11 protein-coding genes are annotated in these 16,058 nt (G+C 43.5%); all 11 read left to right on the top strand.

The window, feature by feature from the left end; translation table 11 throughout:
• Positions 1-14 precede the first annotated feature (14 nt).
• Positions 15-1,217: a sugar transporter gene (locus MM194_RS14280; RefSeq protein WP_347006506.1), complete on the top strand. Its 1,203-nt coding sequence runs from the start codon at positions 15-17 to the stop codon at positions 1,215-1,217.
• A 413-nt stretch (positions 1,218-1,630) separates the two neighbouring features.
• A complete protein-coding gene (locus MM194_RS14275) occupies positions 1,631-5,173 on the top strand; it encodes a glycosyltransferase (protein ID WP_241343922.1) in 3,543 nt (1,180 codons plus the stop codon).
• 11 nt (positions 5,174-5,184) lie between these two features.
• Complete coding sequence (locus MM194_RS14270; RefSeq protein ID WP_241343921.1) at positions 5,185-6,411, top strand: hypothetical protein; 1,227 nt, start codon at positions 5,185-5,187, stop codon at positions 6,409-6,411.
• Positions 6,412-6,467: 56 nt separating this feature from the next.
• A complete protein-coding gene (locus MM194_RS14265; RefSeq protein ID WP_241343920.1) occupies positions 6,468-7,634 on the top strand; it encodes a nucleotide sugar dehydrogenase in 1,167 nt (388 codons plus the stop codon).
• A 191-nt stretch (positions 7,635-7,825) separates the two neighbouring features.
• The gene (locus MM194_RS14260; protein ID WP_241343919.1) at positions 7,826-9,025 is read left to right on the top strand and encodes a hypothetical protein; all 1,200 of its coding nucleotides are present in this window, start codon (positions 7,826-7,828) and stop codon (positions 9,023-9,025) included.
• Positions 9,015-10,067 (top strand): hypothetical protein, encoded by a 1,053-nt coding sequence (locus tag MM194_RS14255; RefSeq protein ID WP_241343918.1) that lies wholly within the window; start codon positions 9,015-9,017, stop codon positions 10,065-10,067. Before MM194_RS14260 ends, MM194_RS14255 begins: the two co-directional genes overlap by 11 nt.
• A gap of 146 nt (positions 10,068-10,213) precedes the next feature.
• Positions 10,214-11,119 (top strand): glycosyltransferase family 92 protein, encoded by a 906-nt coding sequence (locus MM194_RS14250; RefSeq protein WP_241343917.1) that lies wholly within the window; start codon positions 10,214-10,216, stop codon positions 11,117-11,119.
• A gap of 93 nt (positions 11,120-11,212) precedes the next feature.
• On the top strand, positions 11,213-13,228 hold the full coding sequence (locus MM194_RS14245) for a glycosyltransferase family 2 protein (protein ID WP_241343916.1): 2,016 nt from the start codon (positions 11,213-11,215) through the stop codon (positions 13,226-13,228).
• Complete coding sequence (locus tag MM194_RS14240) at positions 13,216-14,241, top strand: glycosyltransferase family 1 protein (protein ID WP_241343915.1); 1,026 nt, start codon at positions 13,216-13,218, stop codon at positions 14,239-14,241. The genes MM194_RS14245 and MM194_RS14240 overlap by 13 nt, the downstream gene beginning before the upstream one ends.
• A gap of 26 nt (positions 14,242-14,267) precedes the next feature.
• Positions 14,268-15,197, top strand: a complete 930-nt coding sequence (galU, locus tag MM194_RS14235) for a UTP--glucose-1-phosphate uridylyltransferase GalU (protein ID WP_241343914.1) — start codon at positions 14,268-14,270, stop codon at positions 15,195-15,197.
• A gap of 1 nt (position 15,198) precedes the next feature.
• The coding region (rfbB, locus tag MM194_RS14230) for a dTDP-glucose 4,6-dehydratase (protein WP_241343913.1) at positions 15,199-16,058 on the top strand (860 nt) is incomplete at its 3' end.

The following is a 16,058-nucleotide window of genomic DNA, read 5'->3' as shown; positions in this document are numbered from 1 at the left end:
AAGCTGCATCCACTATGACCCAACCTATAAGTTCCGAAAGACCATCACGCCTCATGCGCAAACTGCGCAAACTAAGCAACGAGCCCAAACGTTTCTTTATCGACTCCAACAGCTTTCAGATTGCCCACCGCTCCTGGCAGCAGAGTCTCAAGCTCGGCAGTTTTCTCTGGGTGCTAGCCTGTTTTGCCATCGCCACCCTCTATCTGGGTGTCATCGTCTCTGACCGTTATGTGAGCCGAGCAGAGCTGATGATCAAGCAGGCAGATCAGATCAAGATGCTGCCAGATGCCCTCTCGATGCTAGGCCTGGGTGGCAGCAATCATCAGGATGTGCTGTTGATCCAGGAATACCTGAAATCCTGGGATCTGCTGTCCAAGCTCGACAAGGAGCTAGGCCTCAAGTCCCATTACCAGAGTGACAAGGCTGACTATTTTTCCCGTCTGCCGCAGGATGTCAGCCGGGAAGACTTCATCGAATACTACCGTAAGCACCTGACGCTGCGCCTCGACGAACTGTCAGGGGTGCTCACCATCGAATTGCAGGCATTTGATCCCGAATATGGTCAGCAGGTGGTGGGCCTGATGCTCAAAGAGTCCGAGCACTTTATCAATAAACTGGGGCATCAGGTCGCACTGGATCAACTGGCCTTTGTAGAGAAAGAGGTCGATCGCGCCTATCAACGGCTGCAGGATGAAAAAACCAAGGTGCTGGCCTTTCAAAACACCCATCAACTGATCAGCCCGGAATCCACCAGCAGTGCCCGTCTTGGGGTAGTCAGCCAGATTGAAGCCGAGCTAGTGCGCCAACAGGCAGAATTGAAGCAACTGCGCAGTTATATGAAGGGCACTGCTCCCGCTGTCATCTCGGTGCAGAGTCGAGTAGATGCCTTGACCAGGCAACTGGAGCAGGAGCGCGCCAAGCTCACCGGCCTTGATAAAGATGCCATGAACGAGATCACCGCCAGTTACATGGATATGCAGACCCAGGCTACCCTGGCGGCAGATCTCTACAAGACAGGCCTCATTAGCTTGGAGCAGGCCAGAATAGAGGCGTATCGCAAGCTCAAACACCTGTTGGTCATCAGCCAGCCGAGCCTGGCCCAAGATGCGGAATATCCTCGCCGTCTCTATAACTTGGCCACGGTAAGCGTGCTGCTTATCCTCTTCTATGGGCTGATCGTGATGGGCCTTGCCACCCTGCGTGAGCATCAAGACTGATAGGAATGCAACCTCGAATACAGCTGCCTCTGCTGGCGGTTATATGCAACCAGCTTTCAACACTTCGTTTCCGACAGTTTAATAGTGTATTACCTGCACTTCATTGTACTAAAAAAACTTGACTACCAAATAGGGACAAAACAAACATCCTCTAGGGAGATGTCATTCAGGAATATTTATTATAAAAATAATAAATATTAAGCATACATTACCACTAGCTATTTTTCATGTGGCATTTAAGTAGAGTAAATAATGCCATGCATTATAATTGAATGTAATTCGAGGTCATCATAACCCAATAGAAATTTATCACGGGAAAATACTTATAAGCAACCATATTTACATGTTGCAATCAACTTAGACAATATTAAAGCACTTAATTACGCCTGGTGCATTGTAAAAAAGGTAACTACATGATAGTAACTGATTTTTTAAGAAAAATAAAAAATATAAAAACAAAAAAACAAAAAAATACTTTGCTTTCATATGAAGAATCACTCATCCCAAAAGATGATGAATCCCCTTCCTCAAAAAACACACTATCGTATGATGCAGAGTACAAAATGATAAAAGATTCTGGGCTATTTGACTCAGAATACTACAATAGAAGATATAAAGATGTTTCACAAAAAAAACTAGACCCAATCCGTCATTTTATCCGTCATGGCCATAGAGAGAATCGCTGGCCTAATGAATTTTTCGACCCTGCATTTTATAAAAGTGTTTATAATATAGAGGTTAATATTACCTCACTAGCACATTATATATCTTCACCTAATGCTATTCTAAATCGTACATCAGAAAAATTTGATGGTTCCTTCTACTACTATTTACATAGTGATGTAAGAAAATCAGGGATGAACCCACTTTATCATTACCTTAAATACGGTGTAAACGAAAAAAGGGCAATCTCAAAATCACAAAAAGAACAAAAAAAAATCAGCTTAATCAATATTCCTTCAAAGCTTTCAAAAATAAAAATAACTATAATAATACCCGTCTACAATGCTATTGATGAGGTTACAGATTGCTTAGATAGTGTGATTCAAAACACGCATCTTGGTAGTAACATTAGACTTTTAGTGATTAATGATGCTAGCACAGATAATAATATATATACCAGACTAAATACTTACAAAAATATATCCGGCGTTAGGATAATTCATAACAAGAAGAATATCGGATATACAAACAACGTTAATTATGGTCTTTCTCTTTGTGGGGAAGATGACGTTGTTCTTTTGAATAGTGACACAATCGTATCAAAAAACTGGCTCAGACAAATGTCTATAGCTGCATATCAAAGCAACGATATTGGTACTGTAACTGCTGTATCTAATGGTGCAGGGGCATTCTCAGTACCCAAGGCAGGCTGGAACGATATACCTGATCATTTTTCGATTACCCATATTGCTCGACTAGTAGCGTCTTCTATCGACTCAGCGTTTGTCACAACACCAACAGGAAATGGCTTTTGTCTTTTCATTAAACGTGAATTAATCGATGATATCGGTATATTCGATATGGCTAAATTTCCACGCGGCTATGGTGAAGAAAACGATTTCTGTATGAGGGCCGTCTCCAAAGGATGGGTCAACATTATCGACATCAAGACATTTGTATATCATAAACGCTCAGCATCATTTAAAGGTGAAAAAGAACTGCTTATTGAGCAAGGAATTTCTCAAGTTAAAAATGATCACCCATATTACTCTGGCGCGATTAAAGCTATCTCGAAATCCGCCTTATTTAAAAAATCTAGGGATTTGATTGACAACAAGATAAATAAAACGCCCCAAAATGGGGCTATAGTAAAGCCGAAGATATTATTTGTCATATCAACTCGCACAGGCGGAACACCGAAGACAAACTACGACCTTATGCGGGCCTTAAGTGATATTTATGATTGCTATGTTCTAGCATCAAACTCCAAAACAATTGAAATCATGCGAGCGGGTGATAAAGATTATGAGGTTATAGAAAAATTTCATCTTCAAGAACCTGTTATTTTTTCTACCCATAGGTCATTCGAATATGAGCAGGTTGTTCGAAGCATAATTTACAAGTACAGCATAGAGCTTTTACACATACGACACATTGCGTGGCATAGCCTGAAGCTACCCCAGATAGCAAAGGAGATGAGTATTCCGGTAATAAAATCATTTCATGATTTTTATACCCTTTGCCCCTCAGTAAACTTAGTTGATGAAAATGGAGAACTGTTTATAGACGGTTTGGACCATGGGATTAACAATCCATTATGGCATGATGAAACTGTTAATCCGATGACACCATCCATGCTTATAGCATGGAAGGAAAGAATGACACATGCCCTATCATACTGCGACCACTTTATTACTACTTGTGAAAGTGCCAAAGAAATAATATTAAAGAGCTTGCCAAAATTAAAATATATTCCCTTTACAGTTATACCACATGGCCGAGATTTCGATAGTTACATACAACCTAAAAAAACATTCTCAAGTAATAGTATTAATGTTCTCGTACCAGGGAATATAACCCTCACAAAAGGCAAGTTTCTAATAAAACAAATTAAAGCGCTCGATGTAAACAATCAGATTAATTTCCATGTATTAGGTACGTGCGATAAAGACCTCATGGAGGTTGTCACTTATCATGGAAAATATCATAGGAATGAGTTTACTAAAAAAGTAGCGGAAATTAATCCTGATATCTCAGCGGTGTTCTCTATATGGCCAGAAACTTATTGTCACACATTAACTGAGAGTTGGGCATCAGGCCTCCCTGTAATAGGACTATCTTATGGCGCCGTCGAAAAGAGAATTAAAGAACATAGCGCTGGCTGGTTAGTGAACAATGATCCTAAAGAGTGTTATGAACAGTTAATCTCACTTTGCAATAATCCACATCAAATCGAAGATAAGCTTAAGTTTGTTGCCGAGTGGCAAAGTGGCTATGGTACGTATAATACTGTCAGTAGAATGACTGAAAAATATATATTTATTTATCAGGATTCATTTAAAACACAACTTCCAGAGAAGCGAACTTTGGGTATAGTCATGAAAGGATATTACCCTAATGTCCCGCCGACTGCATATGTTAGACTCATAGATTGGAAGGATGAATTTGAGAAAAAAACAAAATTAAAAGTTGAGTTTATGGCATGGCACGAGCTTTTGACATATAAGAACAACGAACTGAATAGAGTTATTATTCAGAGGGATGCAATACCTAGTATTGCTGTAGAATGGTGTATCAACTCACTGAAAAGAAATCTAATTCCGTTTGAATATGAAATCGATGACGATCTCTTGCATGTTCCTGATACCATTGATACTGACGGATGTTATAAAAAATATAAAGAACACTTTAAACAACTTTTAATTAATGCAGAATCAGTGCATGTCACCAACCCCTCGCTCGCAATGACAATATCTGAATACAATAGCAATACAATAATAAGGCCTAATAAAATATTTCCTCATCGGTGGAATATGAATATTTCTCCGGAAGAGAGGATAAATATAGAAAAAAATGATGTAACGAAGAGTATTGTTTATTTCGGTTCGAAGACACATCAAGAGGACTTAAACTTTTTAGTATCTGTTATAAACAAAATAAATGAGAATGAGGAAAAGGTTCATTTGTTTGTTATAGGGTGTGGCGATTTCTCTGAAAACAGTAGTATTACTAGACTGGCACCACCAAGTTCTCGCTATGATATTTTTGTAAATTGGATGATTAGAATTTCTCATAATTTTGATCTTGGTGTTGCACCATTAGTAAATGAGACGTTTTCGGAAAAGAAAAGCCCTTTAAAGGTTTTAGAGTTGGCGACCTTGGGTTTACCTATCGTGTGTAGCAATATTACTCCATATACCACAATTGATCTATCGAATAACTCGAAGATATATAAAGTCGACAATGATATTGTCCAATGGGTATCTCGCATTGAAGCTATCATCTTTAAATAAAGGTCAACAAAATGAAACTAATTGTATCTAATAATGATGATGGCTTTTATATTTCTGAAGCTATATTTCCAGAACTAATGAATGATGTAATTAAAGTAAATATCTCTTCCGGTACAACCATCATTGGAAATGTAAAATTTACATTCAGCAACATATTAGAGTTCCTTTTTTGCTTAGAAAAAGAGTCGCTTAATATAGAGCAAATTATAATATACGGTGCCATAAGCCATTTTTCATCAGAAATAAATATAAGGACCGCTTTTGCTGGCTTTACTAGCTTAGTTAAGGGTCGCTTATTATATGTGGATGAAAAAAGTAGAATAAGCAGCAAGCTTACGCTATTAAATAGATGTTTTACTGCTATTAATGAAGAACCATCTGTAAGAATTCATGATGGCTATATCATTTTAGATTTCGACTTTCCAACTAGATGGTCCCGCTTTTGTCATCAAGAAGTTAAGCGAGCGACCTCCGAGAAGACAATTAGTCATGATCAGTTCATATCATTACTTTCAGATCACATAGCATCTAAAAAGCCATTTAGTTTTATAAGATTAAATCATTGTGAAAATAGAATTCTAGGGTATGATTTCAGTTTTTCAAAGGAAGAAGCTGACATCACCTATGATATACAATTTGGTAAAGTTTTAAATCAAAAAGAAACAGGTTACATCTCGTCTAGAATTAAAGAAGCTGTAAAAAACTCTACTGTATTAGGAATACCACAGGATAATGATCTTAACTCTAGTAAATTGAGATTACTAGAACACTCTACCAGGATACATTTATATAAATTATCACTTTTAAAAGATCAACTTTTCACCAACGTCAACATTCACTATGATCTAGGACAAAATGAAGCTTTTAAGAAAATCATTGAGAGTGCTGAAAACATTGTTGCCATTACGTGCAGAGATATTAGTGCCCTAGAACATAAACTAGGAAAAACTATAAAAAAAATAAGTATTCCTGCAGAAAATAGATTCAAAGGAAATGACGATCATATTTACCAGCATTACCCTGAAGCATTTAACAAAATAGAACAGGAAATAGAACGCATTGTGTCCCCTGGAGTCGTTGTATTAATTGGCGCAGGGATACTTGGTAAAATATATTGTGACACCGTATTCCGACATGGTGGTATATCTATTGACGTAGGCTCTCTTATGGATGCAATCGAAAATATAAAAACAAGAGGGGATGGATTTGAAAAATTCAATTTCTGGTGGTCTACCTAATTGTTCTATATTCATAGTGATTTAAATTTCCCTTTAAGTATTTCTATTGGTGCATTATGAATATATGTATTTCCGGAACTGGTTATGTTGGGTTATCAAATGCTGTATTACTAGCTCAACATCATCATGTTATAACCTTGGACGTAGTGCCAGAGAAGGTCGAGCTGATTAATGAGCGCCAATCCCCTATTGCAGATAAAGAGCTCGAAGAGTACTTGGGCAGCAAGCAGCTCAATTTAAAGGCAACGCTGGATAAATTTGAAGCCTATGAAACCGCCGACTTTGTGATTATCGCCACCCCGACCGACTATGATCCCGAGACCAACTACTTCAATACCAGCACAGTCGAAGCGGTGATCCGCGATGTGATGTCCATCAACCCTCGGGCGGTGATGGTGATCAAATCCACCATTCCGGTGGGTTTTACCGAGCGAATGCGGCGCGAACTTGGCACGGAGAATCTGCTCTTTTCCCCCGAATTCCTGCGCGAAGGCAAGGCGCTATATGACAACCTCCACCCCTCTCGTATCGTCGTGGGTGAATGCAGCGAGCGGGCCCAACTCTTTGCCGATCTACTCAAAGAGGGGGCCATCAAGCAGGATGTGCCTGTGTTGCTGACTGGCAGTACAGAGGCCGAGGCCATCAAGCTGTTTGCCAATACCTACCTGGCGATGCGGGTGGCTTATTTCAACGAGCTGGACACCTATGCCCAATCCCATGGGCTGGACAGCCGTCAAATCATCGAGGGGATTGGTCTCGACCCGCGCATCGGCAGCCACTACAACAACCCCTCCTTTGGCTATGGTGGCTACTGCCTGCCCAAGGATACCAAACAGTTGCTGGCCAACTACAACCAAGTGCCCAACAACCTGATTCGCGCCATCGTTGATGCCAACACCACCCGCAAAGATTTTATTGCCGACAGCGTGATCCGTCGCAATCCCAAGGTGGTCGGCATCCACCGCTTAGTGATGAAAGCAGGCTCTGACAACTTCCGCTCTTCTGCCATCCAGGGGATTATGAAGCGAATAAAAGCCAAGGGGATAGAGGTGGTGATATTTGAACCCACCTTCAAGGAAACAACTTTCTTCCACTCTCGTGTTATTGGCGATCTGGATGAGTTCAAAACCCTTAGCGACGTGATCCTCTGCAACCGAATGGCCAGCGAACTGGTCGATGTAGCAGACAAGGTCTACACTAGAGATCTCTTTGGGTCCGATTAAGAAACTTATAAACAAACGCCCTTACTTAAGCCATATAAAAAGCCGTCATTTCACTAGACTGATTCGAAAAAAATCCCTCACAAAAATAGGCTTTAGCCTTTTAATTACTTTTAGTTATCAATGGCTACATTTATTAGCTCATTTTTTGATTTCCTTAAGCGTTGATATAACATATATTTAAATGAGAAAATATGAATAAATTAATTGTGCTTACTCAAGGGGTGATGAGACATTCAAATATAGATACCAATTCAACCTTAACAATAAATATTCACGAAGGTAACTTTAGCTTTAATGAGACTGTCCATTATTTTTCAAACATAGTTGAACTATCTAAAATATTGGAAAAACACTTTATATTCACAAGTGTAATTGTTATAGGCTCAATATTGGATTTTTCATCGGAAATAAATGTAAAGACATTGTTTTCTACATTTATTGGAATCAGTCAAGAATCATTTAAGTATATTGATCATGAAAATAAAATAGAATCAAGAGCGAGCTTATTATCTCGAGTGTTTAACGCCATTGGTATAACTCCTATCTATAAAAAAGATAATTTCACAATTAGTTTAACAGTCGAGAAGCAACCATCCAACAAATGGAGTGAATTAGAGCAACAATTAGTCTTTAATGAAGTAAATAAAAATATGCTTACTACAGCTGCATTCTTGATAGAAATAGCATCTTCTTTTGAAATAAAAAAAGCATATAGTGTTTTGAAAATTCACCATTGCGAGAATAAGCTACTTGGCTATGGACACTCGTACTCACATGAAGAAATCAAGCTTATATACAGCCATCAGTTTGGATATACTTTAGATGAGGCAGATACTTATCATATTTCGACATTAATAAAGCGCGCTGTAATTAACTGTAATATCATTGCGGTTCCAACACTAAAGAGAGTATCCTCTAATCGGCTTCATCTTTTGGAAAAGAATACATTCAATAATCTGCGTATTTTAAACGCCTATAAAAATAAAAATTTTACCGCAGTTAATATTTACGATGATCTTTCAAAAAGCTCTGATTTCAAGAAACTGTTGATGCAAGTGGATAAGTTATACGTTATCACACATTGCGATATTTCAACTCTAGCCTCTATACTAGGCCGTGACATAATTAAGATACCAGTCCCTGCAAAGCAGGTTTCACCTAACAAAGAACAGAACACAAAGCATTACCCGGACGTTTTTTTTAAAATATCTAATTTTCTTGCTGAAGAAATTAAAGCAGGTGATCTCGTACTTGTCGGAGCTGGAATTTTAGGGATTATTTATTGCGATATTATTAAAAACTCTGGTGGTATTGCATTAGACCTAGGTTCATCTGCCGACACTATGTTTGATATTAGTCATAAAGAACGTGGCCCTGCAAATGAACATTAATAACTCAAACATTATTGAACACAAAATAAACAACTTGAATGCGCGCACTTGTAATGATGAATACATCGTAATTATTGGTGCAAGCAATAGTCTTATGAGTCAAGGATGGGCATATTTTTTCACAAAAAAAATAGCTTTATATCAGGTCATAAATCTGTCTTTAGGTGCAACATCGTCAAGCTATATAGCGCTAATATTCTTAATTCATCGAAAACTACTAGATAATGCAAAATACATTATTGTTGAGCCATTTGTAAATGATGTCTCCTTTGTAGGTAACAAGGAGTTAACGAAGGCCGCGCTCCTCACTTGCATTGATTACTACTATAATTTTGATGCCACTATCAGTAAAAAACTAATTGTCTTATTGCTGCCCACTCAGAAAAGAATACATGGAATTTTTTCAAATGACATTTATAAAGCACATTTATATTATGCCGCACAATCTAATGTGACGATTCTAGATTGTCATCCATATTTTGAATCATTAGATGATATACAGATTAAATCAGCCTTCAAAGATCCTGCGCATTTAAATTGTAAATTTTCTGAGTTAATATCAAATTGGATCATTAAATTCATAGAAAATTGGAATGATGAGGACAGGACTTCCAATTTAAAATGTAAATCAAAATCAAGGATGTTTTACGTCCCCCCCCCATCAAGCACTATTAGAATAAGAAAATCCACTTCATTATTTTCTTGTGATATTGTTGAACTAAAAGATAAGTTAGTCGTTGAGGTTCCTTTTGACCATAGTTTAATCGGCATCCTGCATTGGTCAGATATGAATGAAAATCTTTTTAAGATTTCATCATGTGGGCAGTTGGCTCATGGACTTCTTAGATCTAAATATTTAAAGTTAACGTCCTTGCCATTTGACGTGAACGGTTCATTCATTATTGAAAACGAAAGCGACCATGTATATGGCATAGCTGGTTTTTTGTTCTCAGATAACATCATTACATTAGATAAAGACTTTGATAAAAAATTTTTAAATTCAATTCACAATGATAAAATGTATTTTCCACTTCACTTATAAGCTGAGCCGTTGAATATCGATTAAATTAATTTAATCGATAGTTATTAATTAAACCCAGCCTAATTGTTCACATGTTTAATATATGTGCTAACATTCAACATTTCAATGAAGCCGGCATGGCATTTTTATTATCAGTTGGATAAATTTTGAAACTATTTATTGCTTCCATCATCAAAGATGAGCATTCCGGGTTGCTGGAATGGATCGCCTATCACCGTGTGCTGGGTATTCAGGGTTTTATCATCGCCGATAACAGCAGTCATGATGGCAGCCGTGAGCTGCTTGGTGCCTTGGCCCGACTAGGGTTGGTCACCGTGCTGGATCATCCTACCATCGGCGAGGATAAACCCCAATTACCGGCGTATGAACGCATCTTACGATCCTGTCCTGCCTCCATCGATCTGCTGGCCTTTATCGATGCCGACGAATTTCTGCTACCCACTGGCCAAGATCAATCGCTGACTGAATTTATCGCAAGTCGCTTTGGTGATGAAAACGTGAGTGCCCTCGCCCTGAACTGGGCCAATTTCGGGTCCAACGGTGAGGTGTTTGCCGAAGATGGCCTAGTAACCGAGCGTTTTACCAAGCGTGCGCCGCAATCTTTCAATGTTCACCACAATTTTAAAAGCGTCGTGAGGCCACAGCGGGTGAATCGTTTTCATAACCCGCACTATGCCGAGCTGCGCTCTGGCCGTTATATCGATGCCTTGGGAAATGATTTGATATTGCACCCCAAGCACGGCAATGGGGTCAGTGCCGAGGTACTTTGGAGTGGGGTTCGGGTCAATCACTATGTTGTGAAGTCGCTGGAAGAGTTCTTGCTGGGAAAACACTTACGCGGCAGTGCGGCAACCGCCAACCGGGTCAAGCACAAAGCCTATTTCAAAGCCCATGATCGCAACGATGAAACCTGCCTGCTTGCCGCCGCTCTGGCTCCAAGGGTCAAAGCAGAAATGGCCGCCCTTGGCGAGCGGATGGCGGCCCTCCCCGCCGAAGAGACAACCCCTGGTGGCTCCTGGATCGGAACCAAGATGAAGAAATGGATGGGCTGATTCCACGGCGGCCTTCACTTCTCTTGCCCATGCTTTACCAGCCATCCCTGTGGTCAAACTGGGCACCCTCTTCTTCAGATTGTGAAACTTGTTATGTATAGCGATGACCATTGGCAGCCCCTGAGCCTGCCAGACTCATTTTCGTTGCGATCAGGCTGGCTCTTTATTCAAGGCAAAGTCCAGGCCCGTCAACCACGGGGGGAAACCCGGTTGCGCTGGCAATGCCGCCAAGGGCGCTGGCATGAACAGATACTTCCCGTCACCCGCCGTGGCACCTTGCAAGAGCTGGTCTATCTCCCCATGGGAGCCTGTCAGCTCGCCTTGTTGGCAAGCAATCAGGGGGCAGATTGCCTGGTTGAGCTTACCCAGATACGTCAGGCATCGTCCATCGAGAGCCTCTGGCGCCGTCTGCGCCGGGTATGGCCCTTCTACGGGCGGCTTAATGCTCAAAAGCGCAAACGTCTGGGATTATCCTGGCACCTATGGCTAACCAATCTGCCTCTGGCATATGAACTGGTTGGCAAACTGCGTGATGACAGACCCCTGCACGCCTACGAACATTGGCTGGCCACCTTCGATAGCTTGCTGCCAGGGGATCGTCAGATGATTGGCCGCTTGTTGGCTCGCTGGGGCAACTTGCCTCATATCTACCTGCATCTGGTTGGCGAGGGGGATGAGGCCGCTCGCCAGCGCACCCTGACCAGTATCGAGGCGCTCTGCTACCCGACAAGCCACATCACCCCGCTGGAGCAGGGCATTGAGAGGCCTGAGTCTGAGCACACTGCCGAAACCTGGCATTGGGCCATCCCTCTTGGGGGCGAGCTCGCGCCAGCTGCGCTCTTTTGGGTCGCTCATCAGTTGCGGCTGACTCCGGATGCAAAATGGATTTACGGGGATCACGATCTGCGGGATGAGAATGGCAAACGCCACTCTCCCCACTTCAAACCGGATTGGAATGAAACGCTGCTGCACAGCCAAAACTATATTGGCTGGGGCGCCTTATGGCGTGACCAAGGTACTTCCCATATACCTGTCAGTCGGGCCGAGTGCCATCACTGGTGGTTACGACTTGCCCGGCAACTGGAAGCCACCCAGATAGCCCATATTCCAGTGCTGATGATGCATCAACCCTGTGAAGAGCAGGATGATCATGGGCTGATCGCTCAGGCGAGCCAAGTGATGCCTTCGGGCGTGACGGTATCCCCTGCTCCCCACGGGATCTGTCGCTGGCACTGGCCATTGCCAGCCCAATTGCCACGTGTCTCGGTGATCATCCCCACCCGCAATGGCGTGGCTCATCTCAAGCCCTGCATTGACAGTCTGGTGCAACGGACTCTTTATCCCAATCTGGAGATCCTGGTGATGGATAACCAGAGCAATGAGGCCGGTACCCTTTCCTATTTGGCTCATGCCACCCAGGAATACGGGGTACGGGTAATCCCTTATGACCATCCGTTCAACTACTCGGCCATTAATAACAGTGCAGTGAGCCAGGCCAGTGGTGAGCTCATCTGCCTGCTCAATAACGACACTGAGGTCATGAGCCCGGACTGGTTGGACGAAATGGTCTCTCATTTGCTGCGTCCAGGCGTCGGTGTAGTGGGTGCCAAGCTTTATTATGGTGACGGTCGAGTACAGCATGGTGGCGATGCCGTTGGGCCTGGCGGCTGCGCCGATCACTTTCATGCAGGCCTTACCTCTGATGACCCCGGCTATCAACGCAGGGCTGTCTGTGCTCAGGAGCTCTCTGCCGTGACTGCGGCTTGCCTGCTGACTCATCGGCAGCTCTTTCTGTCCCTCGGTGGTCTGGATGAGAGCAATCTGCCCGTTGCCTTCAACGATGTGGATTATTGCCTGCGTGTGGGTGAGGCTGGCTGGCGAGTTGTCTGGACTCCTTTTGCAGAGCTCTATCATCATGAGTCGGTATCCCGTGGCAAGGATGTGACGCCACAACAGTTGGCGCGAGCACAAAGGGAGCTGCGCTATATGAAGAAGCGCTGGGCTCAGCGGCTTGAACACGATCCGGCCTATAACCCCAACTTGAGTTATGACCGACCAGACTTTTCATTAAGTCATGCTCCCAATGTGGTGTTGCCATGGATGAATTGATTAGAAAGGCGTTATTCAAACCCTACTTGAAGTTAAGTAAGCAGAGTTATGGAAATCAATACGACTCTTTGATTGAGTGTCAAAATTTATTGATCCTGCATGAGGGTAACTCCCCTACACTGGCTTATTTTGAAGCGGCGATAAAGAATCGTTTCCCGGGTACCGCATGTCAGCTGATTGATACATCAGCCACCCCAGACATCACCATTGATGAGGGGGCGGCCATGGTAATAATTCGCTTTATTACCCCACTATGGCAACGAGAAATTGAACAAAACATCGATAGGCTCTCTAGGGTGGTCTACTTCATGGACGATGATCTGTTCGATCCGTCGGCATTAAATTCGTTGCCAAAAGAATACCGCTCAAAGATAATACGACGCTCTGCCGCTCAGCATAGATGGATCACTGAGTATTGCGATGACATCTGGGTATCGACCCCTTACCTGGCTAATAAATATGCATCCCTTAATCCTGATATCGTGCCTGCCAAACCCTCTCCCTTGCTCCTTGTGGCACAGCGGCCAGTAAAAATTGCTTATCATGGGTCCAGTTCTCATCGGGATGAAAAATACTGGCTGCGACAGGTGGTCGAGGGGGTGTTGGCACTGTGTCCACAAGCCAGCTTCGAAATTTTTGGCGAACATGATATATATAAACTCTATCGGGACCTGCCCAGAGTGTCGGTGTTACATCCGATGAACTGGCAAAACTACTTGGCTTACACTCAGAGCAATCAACTGGATATCGGCCTGGCCCCTTTGCTCGATTCAGCTTTTAATCTGGCACGAGGGCCGGTCAAATTCTATGACTTTGTCAGAATGGGCGCAGTGGGAATTTATAGCAACTGTGCCCCTTACAGTGATTTTATCGAGCAAAACGTAAACGGTGTATTGCTGGATAATGACCCACAAAAATGGATAAAGGCGCTATCGCTTTTGGTTAATGCCGAGCAAAAACGTCATAAGCTTGCGTACAATGCCAGAGAGTACGCACATTCATTAATAAATTAAAAAAGCAGCACGAGATAATATTAATTATGCCATATAAGAATATTAAAATTAGAAAGGCGGTTATTCCTGTCGCGGGTCTTGGTACCCGCATGTTGCCTGCAACCAAGGCAATTCCCAAAGAGATGTTACCCATTGTCGACAAACCACTCATCCAGTATGTGGTCAATGAGTGTGTGGCCGCGGGGATCAAGGAAATTGTCTTGGTAACTCACTCCTCCAAAAACGCCATCGAGAACCACTTCGATACCTCGTTCGAACTGGAGGCAACCCTTGAAGCCCGAGTCAAACGCAAACTGCTTGATGAGATCCAGGCTATCTGTCCAAAAGATGTAACCATCATGCATGTGCGCCAAGGAGAGGCCAAAGGTCTGGGCCATGCGGTCTTGTGTGCCTACCCAGTTATTGGTGATGAACCTTTCGCCGTCGTATTGCCTGATGTGATCCTGGATGAATATACCGCCGATCAACATGCCGAAAATCTGGCGGCCATGCTGGTTCGCTATCAATTAACTGGCCAAAGCCAGGTAATGGTGGAGCCGGTTCCCCTGAGCGATACCGACAAGTATGGCATTGCCGATTGCAACCAGATAGCACTGCAACCCGGTCAATCTGCCCCCATAGTGGGCCTAGTTGAAAAGCCTGATGTAGATGCGGCGCCAAGTAATCTGGCCGTGGTTGGCCGCTATGTTTTAAGCAACCATATCTGGCCATTGCTCAAAAAAACTACCCCCGGTGCTGGCGACGAAATACAACTGACCGACGCTATTGCCATGTTGATAGGACAAGAAACTGTCGATGCATTTCATATGACAGGGCAATCCCATGATTGTGGCAACAAGCTGGGCTATATGAAGGCCAATATCACTTATGCCATGCGGCATCATGAGATCGGTCAGTCAGTTATCGACTATCTCGAAAACTTAACCTCAACGTCTCATAAAAAGGCAAGCGTGTAATATGAAAATCCTCGTGACCGGTGGTGCCGGCTTTATTGGCTCTGCCGTTGTTCGCCATATCATCCGTGACACCCAAGACTCCGTCATCAATCTCGACAAGCTGACTTATGCGGGCAACCTGGAGTCCTTGGCAGAAGTATCGAGCAGCGAGCGCTATGCCTTCGAGCAGGTAGATATCTGCAACCGCGTCGAGCTGGATCGCGTCTTTGCCACCCACCAACCCGATGCCGTGATGCATCTGGCCGCAGAGAGCCACGTCGATCGCTCCATCACCGGACCTGCCGATTTCATCGAAACCAATATCGTCGGCACCTACATGCTGCTGGAAGCCGCCCGTGCATATTGGAACGGCCTGGACGAGACACGCAAGGCGGCCTTCCGCTTCCACCATATCTCCACCGATGAGGTATATGGCGACCTGCCCCATCCCGATGAAGTTGCGCCCGGCGAGACGTTGCCGCTCTTTACCGAAACGACCCCTTATGCCCCCAGCAGCCCCTACTCTGCGTCCAAGGCCTCCAGCGACCACTTGGTGCGCGCCTGGCGTCGTACCTACGGCTTGCCGACCGTGGTCACCAACTGCTCCAACAACTACGGCCCCTATCACTTCCCCGAGAAACTGATCCCGCTGGTGATCCTGAATGCGCTGGATGGCAAGCCGCTGCCGGTGTATGGCAAGGGCGACCAGATCCGTGACTGGCTCTACGTGGAAGATCATGCCCGCGCGCTCTATTCCGTGGTGACCACTGGCGTGATGGGTGAGACCTACAACATCGGCGGTCACAACGAGAAGCAGAATCTGGAGGTGGTGCACACCATCTGCGATCTGCTCGATGAGATGGTGCCCAAGGCGGGCTCTTA

The organism is Aeromonas sp. MR16 (assembly GCF_022549315.1).
GTDB classification, from domain to species: Bacteria; Pseudomonadota; Gammaproteobacteria; order Enterobacterales; family Aeromonadaceae; genus Aeromonas; species Aeromonas aquatica.
Note: the sequence above shows the minus strand (reverse complement) of the source record. Positions and strands in the feature narration are given on the sequence as shown.

What these genes read in the sequence shown, in the direction of transcription:
- MM194_RS14260 (WP_241343919.1), top strand. Translation starts at nt 7,826, where the DNA reads ATGAATAAATTAATTGTGCTTACTCAAGGGGTGATGAGACATTCAAAT.
- MM194_RS14240 (WP_241343915.1), top strand. Translation starts at nt 13,216, where the DNA reads ATGGATGAATTGATTAGAAAGGCGTTATTCAAACCCTACTTGAAGTTA.
- galU (WP_241343914.1), top strand. Translation starts at nt 14,268, where the DNA reads ATGCCATATAAGAATATTAAAATTAGAAAGGCGGTTATTCCTGTCGCG.
- MM194_RS14280 (WP_347006506.1), top strand. Translation starts at nt 15, where the DNA reads ATGACCCAACCTATAAGTTCCGAAAGACCATCACGCCTCATGCGCAAA.
- MM194_RS14265 (WP_241343920.1), top strand. Translation starts at nt 6,468, where the DNA reads ATGAATATATGTATTTCCGGAACTGGTTATGTTGGGTTATCAAATGCT.
- MM194_RS14255 (WP_241343918.1), top strand. Translation starts at nt 9,015, where the DNA reads ATGAACATTAATAACTCAAACATTATTGAACACAAAATAAACAACTTG.
- MM194_RS14245 (WP_241343916.1), top strand. Translation starts at nt 11,213, where the DNA reads ATGTATAGCGATGACCATTGGCAGCCCCTGAGCCTGCCAGACTCATTT.
- MM194_RS14270 (WP_241343921.1), top strand. Translation starts at nt 5,185, where the DNA reads ATGAAACTAATTGTATCTAATAATGATGATGGCTTTTATATTTCTGAA.
- MM194_RS14275 (WP_241343922.1), top strand. Translation starts at nt 1,631, where the DNA reads ATGATAGTAACTGATTTTTTAAGAAAAATAAAAAATATAAAAACAAAA.